The sequence below is a fragment of the Haladaptatus halobius genome (genome assembly GCF_020618475.1).
In the GTDB taxonomy this organism is placed as follows: domain Archaea; phylum Halobacteriota; class Halobacteria; order Halobacteriales; family Haladaptataceae; genus Haladaptatus; species Haladaptatus halobius.
In genome coordinates, this window is record NZ_CP085339.1 from 55,255 (window position 1) to 80,491 (window position 25,237).

A 25,237-nucleotide genomic window follows, 5' to 3' on the forward strand; every position below is an offset into this window, starting at 1 on the left:
ACCCGATGACGACGCCCCCTATCGCGTGTTTATTACTAAATGAAATTGTCGAACGACCATGGGGAACAATTCTCAAAGTGATCAAGATATAGAGATAATATCGATTATTAGTCCCGACGGCTGTACCGTCCATAGATTCGCTCCGTCATAATCGAAGAGCACGGAGAATGACCTTAGCTACCGTTTGTTCGCATTGACCGCCTGCACCTGCCGCTGTCTTCGCGAACGCGTTCTCATCGTATAACCCACTAGCGATAATTTTCCTGTCGTATCCGCCTCGGATCCCCGCCTATCAGATTCGCGTGGATCTTCTTGCCAAGATAAAACGATGAAACTAGCGGTAGGTCAGCGATATGTGTGTTCAAATCAGCTGTATCAGTTCCTCTCGATCTCGACGATACTGTGATCGGCGACTGTTCCATCGCTGATCCACGTCCCTAAACGTTAACATCTGTCTGAATGATGCCATAATTGGTAGAACAAAGTCAATGAACGCGAACTGAATATTTCCTGCTCACAAAAACCGAATCAGACGTTCAATCTTAGGTGAGTGTTCATCACTTTCTCCCTACACTTTTTGCCGACCCATTCAATCAGGGCTGGACAAGAATCTTCGCTTCTTCGCTGTTTCTGTCAAGAAGAATTTCGAAACCATCTGCCACAAGGTCATTAAGGTTGATTCGTGATGTAACGAGTGGCGTCGGATCAAATACGCCTGTCTCAAAATTTCGAATCGTTGTTCCGAATTCCCGTCCAGAGAGCGGACCACCTTTGAATGCCGCCGTCCCGACGACGGTTTGTTCATGCATGACGATGTTATTTGGGTCGATAGAGATGGTCTCCTCAAAGAGACTTACGATAGTTGTTGTTCCACCGGACTTAGTAGTTGTGAGCGCCTGATTGACTGACTGCTCAACACCAGCAACCTCGAATGTGGTATTAGTTCCGCCGCCTGTTTCGCCCATGATATAGGAAACAGGATCTATTTCAGTCGGATCAATAACTTCATCAGCACCACACTCCCGCGCAAGTGCCCGCCGGGCTTCATTGGGCTCGGAAACGTATACTGGTCCTGCACCGGCCGCTAGTGCAGCCTGGAGAACGGTCAGACCGATTGGACCACTTCCGAAAACTGCAGTAGTATTGCCGGACTTGAGACCAGATCGTTCGACGGCATGGACGCCAACAGTGAAAGGTTCAACGAGTGCAGCGAGGGCTATTGGGATCTCGTCGGAAACGGGGACGATCTTTTCGGCAGAGACGACCACATTTTCTGCAAACCCGCCACCGCCACCGGACAGACCAATAAATCCGCCAGACGTACAGAGGTGATAGTTCCCTTCGTGACAATACTGGCAATCTCCACACCAAATTATCGGATTAACCACGACGTTAGTTCCGATTGTGATATCGACATTTTCCCCAACTTCTGTAACGGTACCACTGATTTCGTGCCCAATCGTAATCGGGAGGTGTTCTTCGGTCACTGGGTGGGGTTCGTCTGGTATCGTAATCGGGCCCCCAACGTACTCGCCGAGATCTGATCCACAAATCCCACAGGCAGCGATTTCCACACGGATATCATTGGAACCGACAGTGTCCGGTTCGATATCTTCGATACGGATGTCTTTTGGACCATAGTAGCGTGCTGCGCGCATATTGGGTAACGATTCCTCTCTACCCAATAAAGATAGTGTAACGTAACAATCAAAACTTAAGTTGAGCTTGCAAAAACGGAACGACGACCGGCTAGTTGGTTTCTAGTGGCGGGAGCATCTCATTGATACGTTCGACGTCGACTTCCAGCCAAGCCGGCACTTTTAACTCGTCGCCGTAATTTTCGGGATCTTGATCGATGTCGAAACCAGGCCCGTCAGTGGCATACTCGAAGACGGCTCCGCCGGGTTCGGTGATATATCGCGAGTGGAAGTAGTCGCGATTTTTTGTGGAAGTCGTGATGTAACCGTTTTCACGGAGAATGTCACTGACCTCGTCCTGTTCCCATTCGTTCTTGACTCGGTATGCAACGTGGAGGTACGTTCCAATACCCATCACACCTTGAGGTGCGTTCGGGCGGATAAGGACGTCGACTGTGGTGGCGCATGGTGCGTCTCCAGGTGCTTCGTAGCGGATGCGGTCACCGGCCTGCGGATGGGTGGCCTCTCCGACACGATCCCATCCCATGGTTTCGAGGACATCCATCGTCCCTGCTGGGTCGTTCGAGTGTAAGGTCGTGTTGAACATTCCGCGGATGGCGTATTCTGCCGGAACATCGCTGCCGTCCGTATACGGTTCGATATCCGATTCGCCGGTCACCAGTTCGAACGGAAGCCCGTCCGGGTCGGTGAACGCGATCGCGGTCTCGTCGAACCGCTCCTCAACGGTATAGTTTACATCGTTTTCCTCGAAACGGCCCTCCCAGTAATCGACCGAACCCTCTGGGATCGTCAGGCCGACGGAACTCATCATACCCTTTCCAACCATGCCATCTTCCATGGGCATGTTGGTCATCGGGAAATATGTGACGATCGTACCAGGGGTCCCCATTTCGTCGCCGTAATAGAGGTGATAAATCTTCTCGGGGACGTCGAAACGAACTGTCCGTTTGACGAATCGCATTCCAAGAACGTTCGTGAAGAAATCGTAGTTCTCCTGTGGATCGTCACAGAACGCCGTCACGTGGTGAATGCCTGTTATCTCTGGCATGGTATGGTACAACAGAACGTATAGAGGGATACCATATAATACTTTGTGTCAAATCACCGACTTCGATGTCGGGAAAGGCTCCAGTCGGCCGTGGAGAGAGGCTAACGTACGGCGTTCCGGCTACGAAATACGCCTCACCCTGACTACGGAAAATCTCTACTCAAAATACCACTATTTCAGCTGTGAAATGATATTAGCTCGTGTAGACTCCCTCGGGATCGAGTTCATGACGAATCAGCTTGATTTCTTCTTCGGTCGGCGGCGTGGTTTCGACCAACTCGTCCCCAATCCGGAGATCCCATCCAGTTGCCGCTTGGATCGTATCTTCCGTCACACCCGGATGTATTGAATCGAGGTACATCTCACCGGTATCGTCGAACCGCATAACACCCATATCGGTGATAACGGCGTCTGGGCCGCCCTGCAGCCTTAGCTCTTTCCTGTTCTCCCGACCACCAACGTAGCCAGGGCTCGTAATAAAGTCCACTTCTTCCGGGAACCGTCGCTTGACTTGTGGCGTGATGATTATCGTCCGATGGGTATTGCTCGCGATTTCGCAGGCTCCGCCACTCCCAGGGAGTCGAACCTTGGGGTCTTCGTAGTCGCCAATCACCGTCGAGTTGATATTGCCGTATCGGTCGATTTGTGCACCACCGAGGAAACCGACGTCGATGCGTCCGGCCTGCAGATAGTACCCAAAGCCCTGCACCATCGGTACGATACTCTTGGCGTTCGAAGCGAGTACCGGGTCGCCGATGGAGAGCGGTAACTTCGATGGATTCGAGTCGATTGTCCCCGATTCGTAAATCATCTCTAAATCCGGTGCGTGGGTTCGTTTCGCTAGGTTACAGGCGAGGTTGGGGATACCAACTCCAACGAGTGTGGTGTCGTCGTTTTGGAGCTCCTGTGCCGCACGCGATATCATTAGTTCCGTATCCGTGTAGTCCGTCATCAGTAGCCTCCCATATCGATCGGTGTCGCGTAATTCGACTGTGGCTGTAGCTCGACGAACCGCTTCGTATCCAGTTTTTCGAGATACTCCGTGCGATTCTCAACGCCATTCACCCACTCGTCCAACCACTCCAGCGTCGATTCGTGCGTTTCGCTCTGTCGATTCCAGTCGAGATAAGCCTGGTTGTCCCTGTCGTAGTATCCCTGTGCGTATGACGGGTGTGAACCATACGGCTCCTCTACCACGTAGTCCACCACGGTATCTGGAATGAGCGTTCGGTTCGGGTCGCTCTGGATGATCTCTGTGTCGACAATCTCCTCGACACTCAACACGACGATGTCGGCGGCAAACGCCGCTTCGACCATGTCACCGGCGATTCCCCACAATTGTGCGCTCCCCTTTTCGTCAGCTCGCTGTGCTCGAACAATCGCAACATCGGGATTTAGCGGGGGGACGACCGGAATTTCGTCCGGCTCATCGCCGTAGGGATTATCGACCGTTCGTATCGCATCGACGTACTCGGGGTAGTCGGAACCGACGAAGGTCCGGAGCGGCAGGAAGGGAAGATTCCGAGCTCCGGCCTCCAAGCGGGAGACGAGGCCGAAATGCGAGTACTCCTCAATAGATATCCGGCACGGCACGTTGTCCTCGAAGGCGCGGCGGAAGGCGCGAAGGCTCCCGACGCCGGGGTTGCCCGCCCACGAGAAAACTACTTTACTCGCACAGCCGGCGGCGATCATCTGGTCGTAAATTAAATCCGGTGTCGCTCGCGCTAGCGTGAGATTCTGGTACCCCTGTCTGATGATTTCGTGCCCCGCAGCGAAGGGGATGAGATGGGTAAAACCACCGAGATAGACCGTCTGACTGTCTTCGATAGCATCCAATATCGCTTCTTCCATGTTCACAATCTTATCCATATTACATTTCACTCCACCGGTGGAGCCATACTCGTTCAAAGGCGGCGTCCATGGAGACGAGTATCCGGTGGGATGTAATAAATCTCGGGTTCACCCGGATCGTCACCCCGCCCTTGCACGAGACACCCCACGAGAACGGTCTGGAGATCGTCGACGTTGGTTTCGGTAGCGCCAGTTCCGGTACTGCACACCTGATAAGTATAACGACACCAGTGGGACGGCGCTTTGCGACGCTTCTATCAGGGTCCGCCGGTGTTGACCCACCCGCCATCGACGATGATTCCCTCCGCGGTCACGTACGAGGAGAGATCGCTTGCCAGGAAAACGGCGACGTTACCGAGGTCATCGGGCGTTCCCAAGCGATTCAGCGACGTCTCGGCCGCTCGTGCGCGGACGGCCTCCTCCGGGTGATTCTCAGCCAGGCCCGTTTCGTCGGTGAATCCGGGCTGAATGGCGTTCACACGAACCTCCGGCCCGAGAAGTTCAGCGACGCCGAAGGTCATCGATTTCACGCCACCTTTCGCCGCACTGTAGAGGATGGAACCGGGTTCGACGAATCCCTGTTCAGTGGCGGTACTGGCGACGTTGATGATGGAGCCGCTGCCGCGCTCGACCATCCGCTCACCGGCGGCCTGACAGCCGAAATACGCACCTTTCAAGTTGACGTCGATCAGCGTCGCGAAGTCGTCGTCGGTCGTCTCAAAGAAGTCGACCGGGTGGACGATACCGGCGTTGTTGACCATCACGTCGATACCGCCGAATTCATCGGCTGCACCCACTGCCCCGACGAGGTCATCGTAGTTCGTCACGTCGCACTCGACGAACAGGCCCTGAGAGTCAGTCTCGTCCTCGATCACCTCCAGCGTGGGTTCCGTGTTTGGCGTTCGAGGCGTCTCTCGTACGTCGGCGACGACGACGTTCGCTCCGTGTGTGGCGAGTTTCAGCGCAATTCCGCGACCAATACCGCTTGCACCGCCGGTGACGACGGCTGTCCTGTCGGTCAAGAGGTCTGACATACGTCATCAATTAACAGGTGTTGATATGAAAGCTACGGTTCGTCTACGCCCCTGTGCCGAGGGCACCTGCTGACTACAAACGTTTTCGACTGCCGGCTTCGCGCCAGCGACGCGGGCCGTTCACCCTTTCCGAGATCGTTTTGTTGCCGACCATGAAAACATATATGGACTACCCTCGTGTCACGAATCATCATGGTATGTCACACTATCGACGGTGGCGACGACGTTACCCTGGCGGTGGATGAGGTGGGGAGTGGACAGCCGGTGATGCTCGTCCATGGCTACTCTCAGAGCCGACTCTGTTGGCGAAACCAGTTCGAGTCCGACTTGACCGATGACTTTAGACTCGTCGCGATGGATAATCGGGGCCACGGCGAGTCGGACAAACCACGCGATGCATACGCTGACTCGGAGTTGTGGGCCGAGGACGTTCGCTCCGTTCTCACCGAACTCGAACTGGATGACGTCATCCTCGTCGGGTGGTCGTACGGTGGGCTCGTCGTCCTCGACTACATCGAAGCGTTCGGAACGGATCGGGTTACGGGTCTCAATCTCGTCGGGGGAGTTTCGGAAATCGGCACCGAGACGGGAAATGCCCGTCTCGGCCCTGAATACATCGACCTCATCGAGGGATTTGTCTCGACCGATGCCGAAACGAGCGTCGAGACGTTGCTGGAATTCGTCGACCTGTGCGTCTACGATGACCTCTCGCCCGCGGATCGTTACTACATGTTGGGGTACAACGTCGTCGTCCCACCCCACGTCAGGGACAGTCTCCGCGACCGCACGGTGAGACACGACGCTGACCTTACGGCACTCGATATCCCCGTGCTGCTGACACACGGCGAAGAGGATGCCGTCGTCGTTCCGGCGGCGGCACGAGAGTACGCGGATCTCATCGATGATGCGACGCTGTCGATGTACCCGGAGACGGGCCATTCACCGTTCTGGGAGCACCCCGACCAGTTCAACCGCGAACTCCGGGAGTTCGCACTCAGGTCGTAGACAAAGCGTCACGGACGGAATTTTTTTATACGGATCACCGGGATCATACTGTATGCCTGCATTGCGCATCACGCGAATCGAGGACGTTGGTGAGCGAACCGTTGCGATTGAAGTTCAGACGCCGACGGAGTTCGAGGCCTACCCTGGACAATTCGTTCTGGTTCGGGCGACCATTGACGGCGAGGAAGAAACCGGCTATTACACCATCTCTTCACCCGACGTCGAGGAATTCTTCGAGATGACCGTCGCGGTCGACCCCGACGGAACGCTCGGCACGTGGCTGGTCGAACGGACGATCGATGAGGAGATCACCGTCGAGGGGCCGTTCGGTGACATCCGGTACACCGGGGAGGATGACGCGCTGGTTTTCGCACGCGGCCCCGGCATCGGGCCCGCAGTCGGTATCGCGGAGCTGGCCAGGGAGTCAGGACACGACGCGACGATCGTCCACGGTGGGAAGCAACCACCACACCAGAAACGGCTCACCCACTTGGAGGAGCGCGGTGTGACCGTCATCCTCACGAACGACCTCAGTGGGACGGTGGAATCGCTGACGGCGGACGAAATGTATGTCTTTGGGTTTCAAGGGTTCATCGAGGAGACGAAAGACGCCCTCACCGCCGCCGACGTCGATCTCGCCGAGGTCGAGATGGAGAGCTTCGGCCCGGCGTAGGTCGACGCGGCGACTTCAGCGATATTTTCTCCCGGGGTTCCAACGATTTGGTTTGCGCGAAGCAACTGTCGTGGGAGCGGAGCCCCGCCCGAGTTCACAAGCCCGCTCGACGCCCAGGATGCAATTGGTGACGTAATGGTCGCCTCGAGGAGGATTTTCGTGCGCCGGGGTTGTTAACCGACTGCGATCCACGCACAGTCGATTGTGGGACTCGGGTGGATGCCGTCGTTCGCCGGATATACGTGCAGGAGAGTATCGCCCGCTACGGCGCGAAGTTCATCCCTTGCTAGAAGATAACTAACCACAACCTATAAGATACCACTCCTCACATACGCAAAATAGAATAATGGCAGGCAATCAATTTGTCCAGATATGGGCATTGCTAGTCGATGGCCTGAGTATTGGACTCCTCTACGCGATGCTCGGACTCGGGATTACGCTCGTGTTCGGCCTCGGCGGTATCCTGAATCTAGCACTGGGTGTGTTCAGCGTCATCGCGCTCATCGTGACGTTCGAATTAACTGGATCGTTACCGCTCGTCATCGCCGCGGCCGTCGCGATCGTTGGTGTGGCCGTAGTGGGTTTAATTCTCGAACGGACGCTCCTACAGCTCGTTTATCGGTCGAAAGGTGACGACCGATTGTTGCTTGGCATCTTCACCACGCTCGGACTCTCGATTCTGCTACAGGGCGTTCTCTCGACCCAGTATAGCGGACTTTTTTCTATACCCGCTGAAATTTCCTCGATACAGATCTTCGGCGCGTTTATTAGAGGTGGTTCGCTCGTCACTCTCGCACTCTCCGTACTGACCTTGCTGGCGATGTACCTGTTCTTCAGCCGAACGTATACCGGAATGGCGACTCGAACGATCATGCAGGATGAAATCGGTGCGGTCTACTGCGGTATCGATATCGGACGGATGAGAACATTCGTATTCGTACTGAGTATCGCGATCGCGAGCTTTACGGGAGTGCTCTATGGTCTGACGTTCGAAGCCGGCGTATCTGATTCGTTCGATCTCACTATCACCGCCGTTATCGTCTCCATCGTTGGCGGCGTCACGAGCATTCCGGGGGTAGTCGCCGCCGGTATTCTGCTGGGGATCCTGACCACATTCCTCAGCGCGTTCTTCGGGTCGTACGTCGCGACCATTTCGCTGTTCGGCACCGCGATCGTCGTGCTCCTGTTGAAGCCGGAGGGAATCCAATGAACTGGGACTATTCTCGAATCTTGGCTGTGGGGGTTATATTGTTCGCTATTCCACAGATGTTCTTCGCGCCGAACGTGAGCTACTTCTCGCGAATTTTCGTTCTAATGGCGCTGTACGCCATTCTCGCCATGGCACTCAACATCGTCTTCGGACATACGGATCAACTGCTTCTGTTTACCGGCGCGATCACCGGTGTCGGTACGTATACGACCGTACTCATCGCCCAAGGATACGGTATCTCCCCCTGGATAACACTGTTCTTGGGTGCGCTAGTAGCCGGTGTCATCGGTGCCATCGTGTGTTATGTAGCAGCGATTCGTGAACTAACGGTCATCGTCATCTCGATTCTCACCCTTGCGCTTCAGTTCTCCATTATTGAACTCTTCAACAGTCTACGCGATATCACCGGTGGGGTGACCGGTCTCGCCTTCTCTGGGTTGCGTCTCGAAGTGATCGAGAACACCTTCGGCCTCCGCGAAGACGCCGTACTGTTCTACACGATCTCGGTGATACTACTCGGCGTGCTCCTCTTGTACCGGAATCTCATGAACTCCAAGTACGGGTTGGCGTTCGAGATGATTCGACAGGATGAGACCGCGGCCGAGTCAGCGGGTCTCAACGTGGTAAAATACAAAACCTTTGCGGGATTCATCGCGACGTTCATCATGGGGCTAACCGGACCGTTCTTCGGACAGCTTTCCGGCTACGTGACGCCGAACCTGTTCTCGTTCAATTCGATCGACGTACTCATTCTTATCATGCTCATCGTCGGCGGACTCCGGACGATGTACGGACCGCTCGTCGGGGCAGCGCTGATCATCTTCCTCAACGAGCAACTCCGGTCGTTTGCGGAGTTTCGCTCCATACTCTTCGGGGCGTTGTTGATCGTCTTATTCCTCTACTTCAGGGATGGCATCGTTCCCTTCGTCAATGATCGTCTTGAAAAGTCGAATCTCAAACGACGAGTGGCGAAGCGAGTAACGAACTTCCGCCCAGGTTCGTAGAGGCCTCGCGACCGTACTGCTACCGGAGTCTTCTGCTTGACTCACGTCCTCCGAACACCTTTTTACCAGCGACACCCGTACCTGGTAGATATGTCGACCGGAAACGATTTGATAGTATCACAGGAAGTCATCAAGGAGACGTGTGGGGAGACGCCGCTCCCAAAACTCGATACCATTGAACAGGTCTGAGAGACGAACCCGATTCCCGTATCGGACGTCACTGATCGGGCAGTAGCGACAGTTCAGGACCTCCCTTTCGAGGACGTCCCCGACGGTGGCACGATTGCACTCGGTGTCGGCAGTCGCGGGATAGCAAATCTCCCAAACGTAGTCCGCGGTGTCGTCGATGGGGTCCGAGAGATGGGATACGAACCGTTCGTCGTGCCGGCGATGGGGAGTCACGGCGGTGCAACGGCAGATGGGCAGCGAGAGAAACTCGCCTCTCTCGGGATATCGGAGGACACCGTTGACTGTGAGATTCGATCAAGTATGAACGTCGTCACCGTCGGGACGACGCCCGAGCGAGGCGTGCCGCTATATTTCGATGCGATCGCGGCGGACGCCGATGCTATCGTGCCGATAAATCGCATCAAGCCGCACACCGACTTCGATGGGAGCGTCGAGAGCGGCCTCTCGAAGATGATTGTCATCGGCCTCGGGAAACAGCGCGGTGCAAAGATCGCCCACGATTGGGCGGTCGACTGGAGTTTCCGAAACATGATTCCCGAGATCACCAAGCAACTCCTCGAAGAACTTCCGATCGTCGGCGGTGTCGCCATCGTTGAGGATCAGCATGACGACACCGGGATGCTCGAAGCGATCCCGCCGGCGGGGTTCCTCGACCGGGAGCGAGAACTGCTCGAAACGGCCTACGATATCATGCCGAAGCTTCCGTTTGAGTCCGTCGACGTCCTCGTCATTGACCGGCAGGGGAAGGACATCAGCGGTCAGGGCATCGATACGAATGTCATTGGCCGACGGCCGTTTTCCATCAATGAACCAGCTCCTGACAGCCCAGAGGTAAAGCGTATTTATGTCAGGTCGCTCACTGAGACAACCAAGGGCAATGCGATGGGCATGGGCTCGGCCGACTTCATCCATCGTGACTTCTTCGAGGAAATTGACGCCTCCAAGTCACTCATCAACGCAATCACCGCGAGTACAACCCGGGGCGTTCGCGTTCCGCCAGTGGTCGAGACGGATCGGGCCGGTCTGATCGCATCGCTCTCCACGATCGGCGTCGTCGACCCTGAATTGGTTCGCGTCCTCCGTGTAACCGACACGATGCGGCTAAAGCGACTGTACGCGTCGGAAGCCCTGGTCGAGGAGGCCCGCGGCCGCGACGATCTCCGTGTCGTCCGGGAACCGGAACCAGTACGATTCGAGAACGGACAGTTCGCTTCTCGCCCGCCTGATTCATCTGAAATAAAGACTCGGCCAGATACGGAATTGTGGCGGCGCTCGAACGTGGCATCCCGCTATCTTCGACAACTTCCGCTCACAGGTTGAGTGAACCGGGTTCGAAGGCGGGGAGCGGATCGGTTCGGAACTCCTCTTTGGGTGCGAACTTCCCGTTCGACCAGTAGTCGGGAGAACTCCCAACGTCGAACGAGTTGTAGACCTGAACCGAACCCTTCGGCTCCCCCCAGTCAGTGTATTCGATTTTTGCACCGTAGAGCAGATCGAACGTCCCGGTGCGTGTCGCTTCGGCAACGTCCACTGGATCCGTGGAGCCTGCTTCCTCTATCGACTTCGCTACGAGTTGAACTGCGGTGTACCCGTTCACTTGTGCATGGTCGAACAATCCACCGACTTCCTCATTGAAGGTTGACGCTACTTCTGCATAATCGTCGGCGTACATGTCGGTTGAGTTGAAGGATGCAAACGAACGGTCGATGCTGTCGCCGATGGCGTTGTAGTCTGCTTCCATTGGAGTAATAGCACCGAGGAATAGATCCGGCTCCAACCCAATCTCGTACATCTGGGGGTACAATGAACTGACCCCTGCCGGGTGGGCGGTGCCAAGGAACATTTCGATATCGTTGGGGAACTGCCGGAGTTGCGGAACGAAGTCCGTTTGCGTGATCGGTGCCGTCTTCCTCGTCACGTTGAGGCCGTCGGGGAAGTAGGCGTCCATCGCCGCCTCATACTCGTCACCCCAGACACCATCCTCAAATATGACGCCGACGTTGCTGTAACCGCGGTCTTTCACGATCTGTGCCTGTGCTCGACCAACGGTCGGTGTTGCAGGCAGAGCGGTTCGGAACGTGAACTGCGCGTCTTTCGGCACGATCTTTACTGCACCTGCCGCATGGAGGTACAGCGGAACCTTGTTTTGTTCAGCTATCCTTCCGACTCTGATCGCCGCCTCCGACGCACCGGGACCGATGCCCGCAACTGCGTTGTCTTGCTCGATCGCTTCGGTGAACGCATTCGCTGCAGCTTTTCCGCTGCTCTCCGTGTCCACGGTTTGGACGCGGATTTTACGCCCTCGAACGCCTCCGTTTGCATTGATCTGTTGGGCCGCAAATTCCGCGCCCACTCGATGACGTGGTCCATATACGGAGAATGGCCCGGAGAGCGGTTGGAGTGAGGAAATCACGATGGGATCATTACCTCCACCACTGCCGCCACCGTCGTTGCCCCCCTCGAAGAGACACCCAGCGACGAGGGTTGTTGCTACGCCTGTACCAGTTGCTTTCAGAAACTTACGCCTCTTCGTATCCGGGGGGGATTGTGGGGTCATGCTACTCCCTTCTAAGCGCTAAGGGCAAGTATTTATCTCTTTCTTTAATATAAGAACAAATAATGATGGTAAAATCAGTCATCTCCTAGGTTATCTTAAAACCCCAAAGTGTAGTCATGTATGAGTGACATCAGCTATCCACTCAAGTAACTCCGTCTGACGTGGTCGCTCTCGAGCAGTTCCTGTCCGGTTCCTTCCGAAGCAATACGGCCATTTTCGAGGAGGTAGGCACGGTTCGCAAGATCGAGTGCCTGATCGATGTGCTGTTCGATGAGAACGACGGTGACGTCGTTGCTAATTTCGTCGATCTTTTCGAACACTCGCTCGACAAGTTGCGGTGCGAGCGCACCCGACGGTTCGTCGAGTGCCAACACCTCCGGTTTCGCCATCAATCCCCGACCAATGGCGAGCATCTGTTGTTCGCCGCCGCTGAGTGTACTGGCCTTCTGATTCCGCCGATCTTCGAGTACGGGGAACATCTCGATGACCTCTTCGAGCGTCTTCTCGAAGTCGTCGCGCTGCGTGTACGACCCCATTCGGAGGTTCTCGTACACCGAGAGATCACCGAAGAGATTCCGTTTCTCTGAAATGTGAACGAACCCGTTGCTGACCCTGTCGCTGGCTGCCATCGACGATATCGGTTTTCCGAACAACTCGATCTCCCCGCTCGTGGGGTCGATCACGCCAGAGAGCGTCTTCAGCAAAGTCGTCTTGCCGGCACCGTTCGGGCCGACGATCGCGACGACGGAGTCTTCGTCGCTAACTTCGAGGGAGACGTCCCAGAGAACCTGTAAGTCCCCGTAGTGGACGTTGAGATCGAAAACTGCGATCATCGTTACGCCTCCGCTCCGCCGAGGTACGCTTCCGCAACTCGGCGGTTTTGTTGAACTTGTTCGGGTGTGCCGTTCGCAATTTTCTCTCCCTGGTTGAGGACGATTATCCGGTCGGTAGCGGTCATGATTGCGTCCATCACGTGTTCGATCCAGAATACCGAGATACCGAATTCGTCACGCGTCTTTTGGAGATTCCCGGATAGTTCGTCGAGCTCCCTCGGTGTCAACCCGCTCCCGATTTCGTCCACCAGGATGAGATCCGGTTCGGAGGCGAGTGCCCGAGCGAGTTCGAGTTGTTTCCGATGGGCAATTGTGAGATTACTCGCATCCTCTTCGGCCTCGTTTTCGAGGTCAATAAATTCGAGGTATTCCCACGCTTTTTCCCGTTCCTCATCGAGCGACCCCGGGTCGTTCTTTCCGAACATCGCCCCGGCGAGGACGTTGTCGAGCACCGTCGACTCGTTGAACGTCCGTGCCGTCTGAAAGGTTCGCATGATCCCATTGCGGGCAATTTCGTGTGGCGGTTTCCCCACCAGTTCCTCGCTGTCAAACAGTATGCTGCCGTTTTCGGGCGTGTAGACGCCGGCAATCGAATTGAAAAGCGTCGTCTTCCCGGCGCCGTTCGGACCGATAAGGCCGACTATCTCACCGTGGTCGATACTGAAGTCTACGTCGTCGACGGCGGTCAGGCCGCCGAAGCGTTTGGTCACCTCGCTAGCCGTTAACATAGATATGGATATCCTGCACCATGATATAAATCATGGGGTCAGATACCATGGTGCCGGGGACGGACACCGACGACAGGGATCGACAGCGTTCGATCGTCCACCTTTTCGCCCGGCTACGGAACTCGACAGTAGGTTAATAGCATCCGTAAGAATTAATTAGAAACCGAAAATTGGGGATAGTATGGCGCACGAGACCGTTCTCTCGCAAGAGACGCGAACAGTTGTATCGCCGAGTAAGGTTGTCGTCGGGGCCGGTGCCGTCGAAGAAGTAGGCGAGTACGCATCCCTTTACGGAACCACCGCGCTGCTCGTCGCGACCGAACAGATTTTCGACGTCCATGGTGATACGGTACTCGACACGCTCGACGCACACGGCGTCGAAACTGTCGTTTACACCGACGTTCGCCCCGACCCGACCGTCGAGAATATCAAGGTAGCCCACGAACTATGGGAGGAACACGATTGTGATGTCATCGTAACCCTCGGGGGTGGGTCGTCCATCGACACCGGCAAAGGTGTCGGCATCCTCGCCGGTAACGGCGGCGAGATTCGGGATTTCGGCGTCGACATCGCCGGGTATGAAGGTGTCCCAAATCCGACGCCGCCGCTTCTCGCCGTCAACACGACGGCCGGAACCGGCAGCGAGGCAACTCGTTCCGTCGTCGTCAGCGATGAGTCCACGTCGACGAAGTTCCTCATCGTCTCGAAAAACGTCGTCCCGGACGTCGCAATCGAAGATCCGGAACTCACCGTCTCGCTCCCGCGGAGCCACACAGTATTTACCGGTATCGACGCGCTCACCCACGCCATCGAGGCCTACGTGTCGGTGAACTCGTACGGGATTCCCGACGGGTACGCCGTGGAAGCGATGGAACGCATTGCACGCTCCCTCCCGGTCGCCTGGGCGAACGGCGAGAATCTCGACGCTCGTGCCGACATGCTCGTGGGACAACTTCAAGCCGGACAGGCGTTCACCAACTCTTCCGTGGCACTCGTCCACGGCCTCGCGCGCCCGCTCGGCGCACAACTTCACATTCCACACGGCTTGGCAAACGCGCTCATCCTCCCGTATGTCGTGGAGTTCTCCGTGATGGCTGCTACGGAAAAGTACGCGACGGTCGCACACATCCTCGGTACGGCAGACGAAGACGACAACACCCGTGAGGCCGCCGACAAAGCGGCCGATGGCGTACTCCGACTTTGTGATGACCTCGACCTGACCGGCTACCTCGACGACTTCGGTGACGTTCCCACCCGCGAGGACTACCTCGCCGTGGTCGACGAGATGACGCAGGACGCCATCGATTCGGGGTCACCGGCCAACAACCCACGGAAGCCGACAGCTGACGAGATTCAGGACCTCTACGTCGAAATCTACGACGACGCGCTCGCTCCCGACAGTCCACGGCGTTCCTGAACGCCGCTCGTTTCCCGAATTTCCCCATAACACGACGAGCGGGAACTGACCGGTCGAATCAAAACTACTAATGAGGGTGGTAGTAAACTGCTATGTATGTCCGAGTCAGAACAGAGCGGTCAGGCCAGCGTACAGAATTATATCGGTAGTCAGTGGACGGACGCCACCGGATCCGACGGAACTGATGTGGTCAATCCGGCGACCGGGGAGACGCTATCGTACGTCGGATTTAGCACCGAGGACGACGTCGACGATGCCGTGCAGCGTGGACAGGAGGCGTTCGAATCTTGGAGCCAGCGCCCGATCGAGGAGCGCATCCAACCGTTGTTTGAACTGAAAGCCCTCCTCGAAGCGAACATCGACGAATTGGCCGAACTTCTCGTCCGAGAGCACGGGAAGACGTTTGGCGAGGCGAAAGGAGAACTCCGCCGTGGCATCGAGAACGTCGAGACAGCCTGTGGAATGCCGACGCTGATGCAAGCGGGCCATGTCGAGAACGCCGCTCCGGATATCGACGAGACGGCTGTCCGGCAACCGCTCGGCGTCTTCGCGGCCATCACGCCGTTCAACTTCCCCGGGATGATCCCGCTATGGTTCCTGCCCTACGCCGTTGCGTCTGGCAACTCGTTCATCCTCAAGCCGAGCGAGCGCGACCCGCTGACCGCCAAGCGCCTCTTCGAACTCATCGACGAGGCCGGATTCCCCGACGGCGTCGTCCAGTTGATCAACGGGAGCGTCGACACGGTGAACGCGATCCTCGAACACGATGGTATTGAAGGCGTCTCCTTCGTCGGCAGCACACCCGTTGCACGGACCATCTACGAGAAGGCGGCGGCCAACGGCAAGCGCGTACAGGCACAAGGCGGTGCAAAAAACCATGTCATCGTCTCAGAGACCGCGAATCTGGAGTTCGCCGCGCGCAAAAGCGTCTCCTCGGCGCTCGCCTGCAGCGGCGAGCGCTGTCTCGCGAACGACATCATCTGCGTCGAAGAAAGCGTCTACGAAGAATTCGTCGACCTTGTCGTCGACGTCGCGGACGAACAGGTGGTCGGCTACGGACTCGACGAGGAGACGGATATCGGCGCTCTAATCACGCCGGAGCACGAGGATCGAGTTCGGAACTACGTCGAGATCGGCATACAAGAGGGTGCAAACCTCGTGCTCGACGGTCGTGACGTCGAGGTAGACGGTTACGAGAACGGGAATTTCTTTGGCCCGTGCATTTTCACGGACGTTACCGAGGATATGGTCATCGCCCGTGAGGAGATTTTCGGCCCAGTTCTCGGACTGATGCCCGTCGCCGACGTGGACGAGGGGATCGAAGTAGTGAACGCGTCGGACTTCGGGAACGCTGCCAGCCTGTTCACCGATAGGGGGGCGGAAGCGCGAAACTTCCGTCATAACGCTCAGGCTGGTAACCTCGCTGTCAACGCGGGTACCGCTGCACCGATGGCGTTCTTCCACTTTGGCGGACGGAAGGATTCGTTCTTCGGTGATCTCCACGCTCAGGCGGAGGACGTGGTTCGCTTCTACACGGACGAGACGGTGTACATCGAGCGCTGGCCCGACGCCTGAAGACGTTCGACTTACGCTCGAATTTTACCCTACCTTCTAAATTCGGAGATGCTGTTCGGTATCGTTCCAGGCGTACTCCGAATCGAGGTGAACGAGGGAATCTCGATGAGTGGCCGTCAAATCGGTGTTATTACCCGTCCGTCAACCCCATTTTTCATGATAGATGGGCTATCATATACTATTAAGTAGTATCATCACACATGATAACTTCATGGAGACATTTGCGTTCCACCTGATGCCGTATCAGGATATTGAAGATCTCACGGAGAAGAAATCCGCCTGGCCGTGGGTCGAGTACGATTACGACCCGGAAAAAGGAGCTCAGTATTACCAAGAGTACCTCGATCAGCTCGAGTACGCTGCCGAGTTGGGTTTCGACGGTGTCGGGGTCAACGAACACCACTATAACGCATACGGCTTGCAACCCGGTCCAAACATCACAGCGTCGAATCTGGCCGCTCGAACCGACGATACCACGATCGCGTTCTTCGGGAACTTGCCGGCACTTCGGGAGAATCCAGTTCGGCTTGCGGAGGAACTCGCAATGTTGGACAACATCACCGAGGGCCGGATTATCAGCGGATTTCCGCGAGGGATCCCGAGCGAGTATTTTGCCTACGGTGTCGATATGGGTGAATCTCGAAGCCGGTTTGAAGAGGCGTGGGATCTTATCATCAAGACGTGGACCGCCGACGAACCGTTTGACTGGGACGGCGAGCACTTCCAATACGAGAACGTCTATATTTGGCCGCGTCCGTATCAGGATCCTCACCCACCACTTTGGATGCCAGCAGAGAGCGAAGAATCGCTCCGCTTTACCGCCCGTAATCAAGTCCCTACAGGGCTCGTCTTCCAGCCGGTCGAGACGATCAGTGAGAAATTCGAGGAATACCGTCGCTATGCAGAGGAGGACTACGATTGGAGTCCAAGCGACGAAGACTTCAGCGTGATGCGGGCGATCTACGTCGCCGAAACAATGGAGAAGGCCCGCGAGGAAGCCGAACCCCACCTGCGGAAGTTTTACCATACGCTCACCGCCGGCGTCCACATCGGTGTCTCCGCAAGCATGATGGGTGATCAACCGTACGATCCCGAGAAGTGGGATGAGTACATCGAAGAGCTTCATCCCCACGGTGAATTCGCATTTAACTACGATTTCGAGGAGTTCCAGGAGTACGGCGAAACGATCGTCGGCACACCCGAATACGTCGTCGAAACGCTAGAAAAACAGTACGAAGAGGTCGGCGGATTCGGCCGGATCGTGGGCCAATTCCACTTCGGTGACTTGCCGGACTGGAAAGCACGGAAAAACCTCAAGCTCTACGCCGACGAGGTCAAACCAGAAGTCGACAGAATTGGCGAAGTCAACCCGTAAGCACGCACTCGATCTACGATTGACGTACCGTAGTCAATACTTCCATTTCCGCTCCACAATCCCATCAGCGTATTCTAATTTATAATTGAACTACTACTTCCCGAAACCTCTTAATTCCCGGCAAATAGATGTAGGGTCGAATGATTCCATCACTTCACCAGTCGCTGTTAATGGTGACGGATCTGGACGCGTCGACGGCGTTCTACGAAAAAATAATCGGTCTGGAGACCGACCGGGTAGCAGAAGGGAACGTGGAGTTTGCGACTGGCGAAGCGACGCTGGTCCTAGAGGAGGACTTCGATCCTGAAGTGCTCGACGCGTTCGGGGTAGACGCCCCCGGTGATGATCGCGGGAGTGGGGTTATCCTCGCCATCGACATCGGGACTCCCGAAGCGGTAGACACCGTCTGTGAGCGCGCCACGGAAGCGGGATATTCCGTTCGGATGGAGCCAACGGATGTCGATTGGGGTCGTCGGATGGCGCTTCTGTCAGACCCGGACGACTACACGATCGAGGTTTCGGCTTTACGTTCGGGGTAGTCCACCTGAACCTATATAACGGGGGAGAACACTTGTTAGCGTGATGCGTGCACAAGAACCACACCCGCAGTTAAAAGCGTTCATGGCAGAGACCGAAGATGCACCGGCGTTCCATCAACTTCAGATCGAGGACGTGCGAGGGATTACGGCCGACGTTTTCTCCGTTGAGGAACCCGAGCCGGTCGGGGAAGTTCTCGATGAGACGATCGATGGGCCGGGCGGGGATCTGCCGATCCGAATTTACTTGCCAAAAGGGGAGCAGCCGTTTCCGGTAACGATGTTTTTCCACGGTGGTGGATTCGTCTCCGGCGGACTCGGCAGCCACGACGAGTTCTGTCGGAGAATCACGAACACCACGGGAGTGGCTGTCGTTGCGGTCGACTACAGGCTTGCTCCGGAAAATCCCTTCCCGGCGGCCGTCGAAGATGCGTATGCAGCTATCGAGTGGGTTGCCAAAAACGATGGGGAGTTTGGCCTCGACACGGATCGTCTCGCGGTGACCGGTGACTCTGCTGGTGGAAACCTCGCAGCGGTCGTCGCACAGATGGCACGGAACCGAGGCGGTCCTTCCATCCAGCATCAGGTTCTGTTCTATCCACCCGTCTCACACCACCTAGAGTGGGATTCCGTAGCTGAAAACGGGGATGGGTACTTTATCACGAAGGAGGACTTGACGTGGTTCGACGATCACTACTTCGAGGATCCGATCGACCAGATGAACGTGTATGCGTCACCGCTTCTGACCGCTGATCTCAAGAACCTACCATCCGCGACGATCGTAACGGGCGGATTTGACCCACTTCGGGATGAAGGCGTCGCGTACGCCGAACGGTTGGAAGCGGCCGGCGTCGATGTCTCACACTACCATTACGAAGATGCCATACACGCCTTCATTCAGATGGCCGCAAAACCGTTCGAATTTGATCCATCGAAGGACGCGCTCGCAGATGTCGCTGGTGACCTACGATCCGCGTTGAAATAAAATCCGGCTGCACCGCTACGACGCATCGGTTGTCGATCGAAGATGGTTCACACCACACGAAAAATGACGTTCAGAGTACAAGGAACCGTAACCAGCGGCTTCGGGAGAGGAAAAGAGTTCGTCGCACTGGAGGGGTATGCCCGTCAATTCGAGCAACGGTTGGGGTACGAGCCGTATCCAGGAACGTTGAATCTCGAACTGGATAATCCAGCACGGGAGAGAATTGCGCCCCTCGAGCCGACGCGTCTCGGTGGGTGGGAAGAGGACGAACGGTCGTTTGGCGCAGTCGATTGTTATCCCGCGTTTATTCCCCATTGCGAGGATTCCATTCCACTCCACCTCATCCTTCCGGACCGCACCGATCACGATACGTCCACCATCGAACTAATTTCTCCCGTCAATCTGCGGGATCGGTTCGATCTATCCGACGACACGGTCATCGAAATCGCCATTGGTTCTAGCGAATCTAACGTTTGAGTCCGTCTAACGCCCCATCACCGTCTGGGTGTCTTTCCTCTAGCGGATATCTCGGTCACTCGTGTATTATCTCCACGGCTCCGTTTTCATCACGTACATGCGTCACGGAGAGATCGATCAATTCTTGGCAGAGTCTTTCATAGGTTTCATCGACTGCTTCTTCAACGATAGCGGTATTCGCTATGAGCGGGGTGAACGAGGTGTCGCTTTCCCATCGTGGGATGATGTGCATGTGGAGATGATCAGTCACTGACGCTCCCCCTGCAGCACCAACGTTGAATCCAATATTGAAACCGTCCGGAGCGAGACTTTCCTCGATCACGTTTATGACTGTTTGCGTCGTTTTCATGTAATCGACGAGAATATTCTCTGCAAGCGTATAGAACCGTCCGGTGTGTTCATACGGGAGTATCATTACGTGCCCCGGATTGTACGGCATGTTGTTCAGCAGAACGTAGGTATGCTCACTCCGGACTACGATGTTGTTCCTTCGATCGTCATCACACGACGGAAGATCACAGAAAACGCATTCCGTGTCGTCGTCATCCACCGGTCTCTCCCTTGTTACCCAATTCATCCGCCACGGAGCAAACAGTGAATCCATTGATTTGGCTATCGTCGTATGTTAGTATAAAGTCTCCGCTAGTTTGAAACGTCCGCTTGCTTTTTCTCGTAGAAACCAGGCAGAACGTTTATTATATACGCGAACGACCATGGACTCTATGACACGAATAAGCGGAAGTCGGATCGAGGTGAGTTTCTATGCTGAGTGATAGCATGCTGCCCGACAGTTACAGCTACCGTCAGAAAGAACCCGCCGACGGGTTGGATACTGCTATCGAGGCATTCCAATCGGGTGAACCGGTTCTGATTCACGATGCAGCAGATCGTGAGAACGAGGTCGATATCGTTTATCCGGCCCACGCTGTCACGCCGTCCGACGTTGTTCGACTCCGAAACGACGCTGGCGGGTTGATCTGTGTGGCGTTGTCTCACGAGGTAGCGGAAGCATTTGAATTGCCGTTCGCGGAGGAAATTATCGACCATCCCGCCGGTCATGAGACAACCATTGATTACGACGACCGGTCTTCGTTCTCCCTTACAGTTAATCACCGGGATACATTCACCGGTATCGTCGACAACGACAGAGCGCGCACCATCTCTGAACTCGGTACTGCGGCTCAGAATCCGGATACGACCGACTTTGTCGCAGAATTCGATGTCCCGGGGCACGTCCACATTCTTAAAGCCGCCCCGAATCTCCTGGAGGACAGACGAGGGCATACGGAACTCGGCATCGCGCTCGCGGAGTTGGCAGATGTTCCACCGGCGGTCGTTGTCTGTGAAATGCTCGACGACGAAACCGGGGGCGCACTCTCTGGTACTAATGCGGCGTCATACGCGGGGCGTAACGATTTCGCCTTCCTCGACGAATCCACGATCGTCGAGGAAGTAAGTTGGGACTGATTCCGATCTACATTACCCACTAATCGGCGTTAGATGGCAATACATTCGGCAAATTTCCGTGTCTACATGCGATCGTGAGTACTATTATATGCTCACGTGCTTGAGTAATCCATAGCACAATGAACGCTCATAGCTATACGTTCGGGTATCAACCAGCCACAATCCACCACGGTTCGGGTGTCATTGCGGATCTCGAGACAGAACTCGCTCGACGGGGGCTCTCACGTGCGCTCGTCGTTACCGACGCCACCATGCGAGACGTCGATCATGTAATGGAACCGGTGCGAGAGGGAATCGGAGAATCGCTCACCGACGTATTCGACGGTGTAACACCCGAGAAGTATCTGAAGGCGGCCTATGACGGTGCGACACGAGTTTGCGAGGAAAACATCGATGCGCTCGTCCCGGTCGGCGGTGGTAGTAGTCTGGACATCGCTAAACAAATCAGCGTCCTCGCCGGACACGACCGACCGCTCGACGATGTCGCAACCGAGATATTGGATCGCGAAGAGATCCTCGTTCCCGACGACGACGTTTCGCTGACGGATATTTTTGCCGTGCCGACGACGCTACCCGGCGCCGACCTCTCACAAGTCGCGGGAGTCAAGCTCAGTCTCGACCCGGACAGAAAATCCAAATCCGATGTTCCGAGCGCTGGTGTATCGGACAGTCGCCTGATGCCGACTGCGGTCTTCCACGACTTGGAACTGTTCGCCACGACTCCCGATCACATTCTCGCTCGTTCCGCGATGAACGGATTCGACAAAGGCATCGAAATGCTGTACACTCGCCACCATAACCCACTTACCGACGGTACGGCTCTTCGTGGCGTCAGACTGCTGTACGAGAACCTCCCGACTCTCACTGCCGACTCGACGAGCCGGGCGGAGCTCTCACGGGTTTTGCAGGGTATTGCCGCCGCGCAGTACGGCCTTTCGACGCCTAACGCATATCGTGCCTCCGTCATCCACTCGTTTGGTCACGCTATCGCACGGAACTACACCGTTCAACAGGGTGTCGCACACGCGATCGCGGCACCGCACGTTCTTCGCTATCTCTTCGAGCAGATCGATGGGCGCCGTGATCTGCTGGCCGAGGCTTTCGATGTCCAGGACGAGGATGCTTCCGAAGAGAATACGGCAGCCGCAATCGTGGAAGCGGTGATCGATACCCGAGATGCGCTCGATCTTCCGTCACGGTTGCGTTCGGTTGAGGGGACCAAAAAGAACCATTTTCCGGATCTCGCGCGAGCGGTCATCGCGGATCCGTTCATGGAGGCTGGCCCGCGCGACCTCGATGCAACTCGGTCAGATATCGAAAACGTTTTTGAGCGGATGTGGTGAGCTGAGCATTCTCCGCGGCAATTCGAGCGAATATTTGCTCAATGCTGACTCTATAAACACGTGTTACTCGGCCAGTGGTGGTCCTATCTTCTCATAAAGCTTCAAGCAGGGGGAGGGTCTTGTTCTGGTATGGCACCAATCTATCCAACTCGCCGGCCGACCGACGCGGACTATCTCTCCGACGAAACGATCGATCTGCCTTCGTCCCTGCTTAATCTTCCATGGGTTGACTGTCATAATCATGCGCAAACTCTATCTTGGGAGGATCGCGAACGGTACGCCCTTACGGGCTGTCAATCGATGGTTATGGTCGCATCAGAGTATCACTGGACGCCATATAAACCAGTCGTTGCCGACGACATCCGGTTTCTGTGGGACGACGCTATCAATCGTCGACGAGCGATCGAAAATAACCATTTCTTTGAATCTAATCTTGCATTGGGTGTTCACACCGGTGTTCGAATCGAGAATCCAGCCGAACTGCTGGCCGCGATGGACGATTACTGCCGACTTGACGAAGTCGTGGCACTCGGTGAAACTGGCGTCACTCCATCTCAGCATATCGAGGAGTGGGATATAGACGGACAACGGGCGGTTGTTCAGGCACAGATGGAACTCGCAGATGAACATAATCTCCCGATTATTCTCCATACACCGAATCGGAGAACTGGTGATAGCCCAACTTATCGAGTTGGGGCTAGCACACCCGGATACGAAAAGAACACGTCTCTTGCATCTTCACCCGTCATTAAAGGAGAGAACCCTGCTTTGGGGGCAGTCAAAATCGATATTCAGACCGCTAAAGAGGCTCGTTTGGCTGAGGAACAGATCATCGCTTCACATGCAGATCCAAACAACTCAAAATATCTTTTGGAACAAACTGATTGTTACTTGAGTTTCACCGTCGGTTACCCATGGCTGACCGGAGTGACTGCCGCTGATGTCGCAGAGGTAATTCATGAGTACGGCTCCGATCGCATAATGGTCGAAACGGATTGTGCGAACATTCTCCGTACGAGTGTGTTTTCCGTGAAACGGACGATTTTCGATCTCTATCGGATGGGAATTAGTGAGAGCGATATTAGAAAAGTCGTCTTAGAGAATCCACGGAGCGTCTTTAAATTAGGAGAGTAATACTCACACCTTAAATCTGATTACGTGTGCCGACATGTATTCGTTATTTCGCCAATGTTCTCAACACCGACAGTAACCCTTGTACCATCATCAAGAAGACGCTGCGGATCGCGGTACACACCAACACCTGACGGAGTTCCAGTGAAGAGCAGGTCACCCGGCTCAAGTGTAAACGCCTGACTACAAAATGAAACGAGATCATCAATATCAAAAATAAGGTTCGCTGTTGTCGAATCTTGTAGCCGTTCTCCATCAATCTCTGTCCAAATCTCGAGATCGTGCACATCGTCAAGTTCATCCAAAGTGACTAATTCCGGTCCAGTTGGTGCAAAGGAATCTAAAACTTTTCCCTTGAACCCATTGACCATCATTGTGTTGCAGATCTCGTGTTGATACATCGTTTCCGACCATGACTCCGGCCACATATTCTCGAGCGTCATCGACACTCACTGACTTGCCTTGGCGACCAATCACAATGACCATCTCGGCCTCGTAATCCACCTGTTTCGTGTACTCGGGATCCCATGTGATATCGTCATTGGGACCTCTCACAGTCGTCGGAAATTTCGAGAACAACACCGGTTCATCAGGAATCGAATTCTCCCCCTCTTCGGCGTGCTCTTCGTGATTCAACCCAACGCACACTACTTTTTGAGGATCTCCTATAGGTGCGTGACGTTTGAGGTCACCGATAGCATGAGAATGAGTGTCATTTTCCGTCCCATATTCAAGGATGAAGGCGACTCTCCCTCCAATTCCACATCTCTGGAAGGTCTGACAATTGTCGTGGAATCTCGATTCCTGCTTCCTCCCCTGCTACGTGAAGGTCGACTACGTCCCCGTTCGGGGTGTGTGCACCACACCAAGGCTTGTCCGTTTGGTTCGAACTGAAGTGTCCTATTCGCATCGTAGTTAGGTAAGTCCCCGCTGTACTTAATCCCAGTGATAAAGCGTCATGGATGCATACGACTCTCGATTAATTATCGGATCGTTCTCCCGTACAAACATCAGCAGTATGCCTTATACTCGCTCTATCACGTTCGAACTGTGGATCCTGAGGAGTTGGTTCCTCCGTCGCTCATTTGATGTCAAATGCCATTGGAGTAGAGAGACGATGATACTTGAAGCCGAATACACG

Annotated in this window: 22 protein-coding genes and 2 pseudogenes; 14 read left to right on the forward strand and 10 right to left on the reverse strand. The window is 55.3% G+C overall.

Annotated features, from left to right (window positions below; all coding sequences use genetic code 11):
* Positions 1-593: 593 nt before the first annotated feature.
* The 5 genes from LIW51_RS30575 to LIW51_RS30595 form a co-directional block, all read right to left on the reverse strand.
* Positions 594-1,658, reverse strand: a complete 1,065-nt coding sequence (locus tag LIW51_RS30575; protein WP_227379817.1) for an alcohol dehydrogenase catalytic domain-containing protein — start codon at positions 1,656-1,658, stop codon at positions 594-596.
* Positions 1,659-1,749: 91 nt separating this feature from the next.
* Entirely contained in the window at positions 1,750-2,706 is a 957-nt protein-coding gene (locus LIW51_RS30580; RefSeq protein ID WP_227379818.1) for a VOC family protein, read from the reverse strand.
* A gap of 193 nt (positions 2,707-2,899) precedes the next feature.
* A complete protein-coding gene (locus LIW51_RS30585) occupies positions 2,900-3,658 on the reverse strand; it encodes a CoA-transferase subunit beta (protein WP_227379819.1) in 759 nt (252 codons plus the stop codon).
* The gene (locus LIW51_RS30590) at positions 3,658-4,575 is read right to left on the reverse strand and encodes a CoA transferase subunit A (protein WP_227379820.1); all 918 of its coding nucleotides are present in this window, start codon (positions 4,573-4,575) and stop codon (positions 3,658-3,660) included. Before LIW51_RS30590 ends, LIW51_RS30585 begins: the two co-directional genes overlap by 1 nt.
* 239 nt (positions 4,576-4,814) lie before the next feature.
* The gene (locus tag LIW51_RS30595; RefSeq protein ID WP_227379821.1) at positions 4,815-5,591 is read right to left on the reverse strand and encodes an SDR family NAD(P)-dependent oxidoreductase; all 777 of its coding nucleotides are present in this window, start codon (positions 5,589-5,591) and stop codon (positions 4,815-4,817) included.
* Positions 5,592-5,783: 192 nt separating this feature from the next.
* Here LIW51_RS30595 and LIW51_RS30600 point away from each other — a divergent pair, with 192 nt between their 5' ends.
* The 5 genes and pseudogenes from LIW51_RS30600 to LIW51_RS30620 form a co-directional block, all read left to right on the forward strand.
* A complete protein-coding gene (locus LIW51_RS30600) occupies positions 5,784-6,596 on the forward strand; it encodes an alpha/beta fold hydrolase (RefSeq protein WP_227379822.1) in 813 nt (270 codons plus the stop codon).
* A gap of 52 nt (positions 6,597-6,648) precedes the next feature.
* A complete protein-coding gene (locus tag LIW51_RS30605; protein ID WP_227379823.1) occupies positions 6,649-7,269 on the forward strand; it encodes an FAD-dependent oxidoreductase in 621 nt (206 codons plus the stop codon).
* 346 nt (positions 7,270-7,615) lie between these two features.
* Positions 7,616-8,479, forward strand: coding sequence for a branched-chain amino acid ABC transporter permease (locus tag LIW51_RS30610; protein WP_227379824.1), 864 nt, complete (start codon positions 7,616-7,618; stop codon positions 8,477-8,479).
* The gene (locus LIW51_RS30615; protein ID WP_227379825.1) at positions 8,476-9,483 is read left to right on the forward strand and encodes a branched-chain amino acid ABC transporter permease; all 1,008 of its coding nucleotides are present in this window, start codon (positions 8,476-8,478) and stop codon (positions 9,481-9,483) included. Before LIW51_RS30610 ends, LIW51_RS30615 begins: the two co-directional genes overlap by 4 nt.
* Before the next feature lie 90 nt (positions 9,484-9,573).
* Positions 9,574-10,893: pseudogene (locus LIW51_RS30620) on the forward strand (nickel pincer cofactor-dependent isomerase, group 22); the annotation flags it as partial.
* Positions 10,894-10,981: 88 nt separating this feature from the next.
* Here the strand turns inward: LIW51_RS30620 and LIW51_RS30625 are convergent.
* The 3 genes from LIW51_RS30625 to LIW51_RS30635 form a co-directional block, all read right to left on the reverse strand.
* Positions 10,982-12,229, reverse strand: coding sequence for an ABC transporter substrate-binding protein (locus LIW51_RS30625; RefSeq protein WP_227379826.1), 1,248 nt, complete (start codon positions 12,227-12,229; stop codon positions 10,982-10,984).
* Positions 12,230-12,363: 134 nt separating this feature from the next.
* Positions 12,364-13,062 carry an ABC transporter ATP-binding protein gene (locus tag LIW51_RS30630; RefSeq protein ID WP_227379827.1) on the reverse strand — a complete coding sequence of 233 codons (699 nt, stop codon included), beginning with the start codon at positions 13,060-13,062 and terminating at the stop codon, positions 12,364-12,366.
* 2 nt (positions 13,063-13,064) lie between these two features.
* Positions 13,065-13,790 (reverse strand): ABC transporter ATP-binding protein, encoded by a 726-nt coding sequence (locus LIW51_RS30635; RefSeq protein WP_438267477.1) that lies wholly within the window; start codon positions 13,788-13,790, stop codon positions 13,065-13,067.
* A gap of 181 nt (positions 13,791-13,971) precedes the next feature.
* Between LIW51_RS30635 and LIW51_RS30640 the strand changes: the two genes are divergently transcribed.
* The 6 genes from LIW51_RS30640 to LIW51_RS30665 all read left to right on the forward strand — a co-directional run bounded on the left by LIW51_RS30640 (position 13,972) and on the right by LIW51_RS30665 (position 20,155).
* Positions 13,972-15,207 carry an iron-containing alcohol dehydrogenase gene (locus tag LIW51_RS30640; RefSeq protein ID WP_227379828.1) on the forward strand — a complete coding sequence of 412 codons (1,236 nt, stop codon included), beginning with the start codon at positions 13,972-13,974 and terminating at the stop codon, positions 15,205-15,207.
* 96 nt (positions 15,208-15,303) lie between these two features.
* Positions 15,304-16,782, forward strand: coding sequence for a CoA-acylating methylmalonate-semialdehyde dehydrogenase (locus LIW51_RS30645; RefSeq protein ID WP_227379829.1), 1,479 nt, complete (start codon positions 15,304-15,306; stop codon positions 16,780-16,782).
* Positions 16,783-16,993: 211 nt separating this feature from the next.
* Positions 16,994-18,157 (forward strand): LLM class flavin-dependent oxidoreductase, encoded by a 1,164-nt coding sequence (locus tag LIW51_RS30650; RefSeq protein WP_227379830.1) that lies wholly within the window; start codon positions 16,994-16,996, stop codon positions 18,155-18,157.
* 140 nt (positions 18,158-18,297) lie between these two features.
* A complete protein-coding gene (locus LIW51_RS30655; protein WP_227379831.1) occupies positions 18,298-18,696 on the forward strand; it encodes a VOC family protein in 399 nt (132 codons plus the stop codon).
* 43 nt (positions 18,697-18,739) lie between these two features.
* Positions 18,740-19,678, forward strand: a complete 939-nt coding sequence (gene lipP1 / locus LIW51_RS30660) for a LipP1 family hormone-sensitive lipase (protein ID WP_227379832.1) — start codon at positions 18,740-18,742, stop codon at positions 19,676-19,678.
* A 63-nt stretch (positions 19,679-19,741) separates the two neighbouring features.
* On the forward strand, positions 19,742-20,155 hold the full coding sequence (locus LIW51_RS30665; RefSeq protein WP_227379833.1) for a DUF120 domain-containing protein: 414 nt from the start codon (positions 19,742-19,744) through the stop codon (positions 20,153-20,155).
* Positions 20,156-20,210: 55 nt separating this feature from the next.
* Here the strand turns inward: LIW51_RS30665 and LIW51_RS30670 are convergent, their stop codons facing one another.
* Positions 20,211-20,705, reverse strand: a complete 495-nt coding sequence (locus tag LIW51_RS30670; protein ID WP_227379834.1) for an HIT family protein — start codon at positions 20,703-20,705, stop codon at positions 20,211-20,213.
* Between the two features lie 212 nt (positions 20,706-20,917).
* Between LIW51_RS30670 and ribB the strand changes: the two genes are divergently transcribed.
* The 3 genes from ribB (at position 20,918) to LIW51_RS30685 (ending at position 24,099) form a co-directional block, all read left to right on the forward strand.
* Positions 20,918-21,622 (forward strand): 3,4-dihydroxy-2-butanone-4-phosphate synthase, encoded by a 705-nt coding sequence (gene ribB, locus LIW51_RS30675; protein WP_227379835.1) that lies wholly within the window; start codon positions 20,918-20,920, stop codon positions 21,620-21,622.
* 119 nt (positions 21,623-21,741) lie between these two features.
* Entirely contained in the window at positions 21,742-22,965 is a 1,224-nt protein-coding gene (locus tag LIW51_RS30680) for an iron-containing alcohol dehydrogenase family protein (RefSeq protein WP_227379836.1), read from the forward strand.
* Positions 22,966-23,094: 129 nt separating this feature from the next.
* Positions 23,095-24,099, forward strand: a complete 1,005-nt coding sequence (locus tag LIW51_RS30685) for a TatD family hydrolase (RefSeq protein ID WP_227379837.1) — start codon at positions 23,095-23,097, stop codon at positions 24,097-24,099.
* Between the two features lie 20 nt (positions 24,100-24,119).
* Here the strand turns inward: LIW51_RS30685 and LIW51_RS30690 are convergent.
* A pseudogene (locus LIW51_RS30690) lies at positions 24,120-25,006 on the reverse strand (fumarylacetoacetate hydrolase family protein).
* Between the last annotated feature and the right edge of the window lie 231 nt (positions 25,007-25,237).